Consider the following 2,232-nt stretch of genomic DNA (forward strand, 5'->3'; position numbering starts at 1 on the left):
AATTTCAAATGACTATGATGTCGTTGTTGTCAGCGACGGTCATACAGTGAGCGATCGGCCTCACCTGGATGCAGTCAACGTGATCCGGCATCATCATTGGGTGTGGAGCGACCTCATCACGAACCGCTCCGTTCGCATAATGACGACGGCTCAATTGATCGATCAAGGCACTGCCTAGGTAATTTGCATCGCAAGTGGAGAGCTGTTCTCGGTTTCGGCGGGTGGATTTGGCACCCCAACGACCCGCGAGCGAACCGTCAGGCGGCTCCATTGTCCGAGGTCAAGTCGGTCCCGCGAAACTCGATGCAGCATGCGGCAAAATCCGCAAGGCGGCACAATGTGCCGATATCCACCCGCACCTTAAGCCAAGGCATTGGTTCGATTCGACTATCCCGACTCCGCCCGGGGCGCTGTCCGCCGCCTCGGTCGATCCCGCTTCGATTCCATCCCCAGCTATCGTGCTGCCGCTGCACTACGCGACGCATTTGCCGGTATCATGGAGCTGGGCGAATCAGTGGAGTGACGGTCATGGCGGTGAATATGGCGCAGAAGCGGGCCAGGAAGGCGCAGCGGCGCAAGGAGTTGGCAACACTGGCGCGGCGGGAGGATGCCCTGCAGAACAGCCTGCCGGCCCGCGTGGCCCGGGCGGCGCAGGCGCCGATCCGGGGATGCTACGTCAACGAGGCCCTATTCGAAATCGGCATGGGGACGCTGGTCGTGGCGCGCGGAGCGACGATCCACTATGTCGTGATGGCCGCGTTTCTGCTCGACACGTTCGCGCTCGGGATCAAGGACGTGACGTTCGAACAGGTCGAGGGCGAGATCTTCGACCACTACATGGACAGAATGGATGAAACCTCGCCGATCGTCACGGTCGATCCGGCCTACGCCCGCCGGTTGCTGCGCGAGCTGGCGGCCTGGTCGAAAGGGCTCGGCTTCGCGCCGCATCGTAACTTCGCCGCGGTGGAGCGGATTTTCGGCGACATCAGTGCTGACGCCAGCGACGCCGTCTTCCAGTTCGGGCATCAAGGCGAGCCGCTTCTGATCGGCGGTCCGAGCGATTCGATGGTCGACGTTTCGCGCCGCAGCGAGCAGATCGAAAAGTATCTTGCGGATCGCGCCGGGGACGTCGCCTGACGCTCGGTCCCGCCGTCGGCGCCCTCGCCTGTCGTGTCGAGTAGCCTTGGTCATGTTGTCGTCCGCCTTCACGACCTTGGCGCTCGCATGAAGCTGTGGCTCGCGATGGTCTGGCGAACGAGCATCCGGTGGAAAGCGCGATCGAGATAGGCGTCGAGACGTGCCTGCGTCACCGCATCGAGCGCGCCTCGCGGTAGATCGTTCCATGTGCGACCGATCGGCAAGGCAAATGCGTGCCGTCTGGATTCCCCGGTTGCGGCCGGCACCCCGTGACGTCTCTGAGGAGTCGTCGTCAACTCCGGCGCCGATTCCCAGCCGGCAAGGCGAACGCCTGGTCGAGGAAGCCGCGGCAATCCCAGGATGACCGGCATCGCATATCGTATTCATAATTATCTCTCACCCGCTTCTTCTGGCCAAACTCCTCGGGCACCGTCCACGGATCCTTGCGCATGTCCGGACAGCAACGGAGTTGCGCCTGGCTTCTCCGGAGGAAGAGGAAGAGATGGGCTTCAGTCTCAATCCATTCCACGACATCTCCAGCGCCCTGGACGCGGGAAAACGGCTCGCCGGCGAGGCGTTGCATGAAGGCGAGAAAGTCGTCGAGGACGGCGCCAAGGGATTTGCGAGCGCGATGGAGGACGCGGCCAAGGGCGTCTCGCACATGTCGCCGTCGGAACTCGGGCATACCGCGCTCGACATCGTCGGCATGGTGCCGGTGGTCGGCACCGCGGCCAATCTGGCCAATGCCGGCTGGTACGCCGCGCAGGGTGACTGGACGGACGCCGCGTGGTCCGCCGCGGCCGCGATTCCGATCGAAGGCGAAGCCGTGGACGCCGCCAAGCTCGGCAAGGATGCCGTCGATATCGTGGAGGATGGCGTCAAGGCGGAACGCGCCATCAAGGATGGCGAGGAGGTCGCGAGCGGCACGACCAAGGCGGTGGAAGACGGGGCAAAGGGCGAGGAGGCGGCCGGCAGCCACGCCGCGACCGGTGCGAACCAGTTCAATCGAACGCCGGAAGAGTTCGAGAGTCTGGCGGCCGATCCCGCTCATGGCGGCAAGATCAGCCCGGCGTCGATCCAGGAGCGCACGGTCGG

The 2,232-nt window shown here is 63.9% G+C and carries 2 protein-coding genes; both read left to right on the forward strand.

Annotated features, from left to right (window positions below):
- Positions 1-519 precede the first annotated feature (519 nt).
- A complete protein-coding gene (locus tag JOY90_RS03955; RefSeq protein WP_291689858.1) occupies positions 520-1,137 on the forward strand; it encodes a hypothetical protein in 618 nt (205 codons plus the stop codon).
- Positions 1,138-1,639: 502 nt separating this feature from the next.
- Positions 1,640-2,232: hypothetical protein (locus tag JOY90_RS03960; RefSeq protein ID WP_291689859.1), on the forward strand; the 593-nt coding region annotated here is incomplete at its 3' end.

This window comes from Bradyrhizobium sp. (assembly GCF_019242285.1).
In the GTDB taxonomy this organism is placed as follows: Bacteria; Pseudomonadota; Alphaproteobacteria; order Rhizobiales; family Xanthobacteraceae; genus Bradyrhizobium.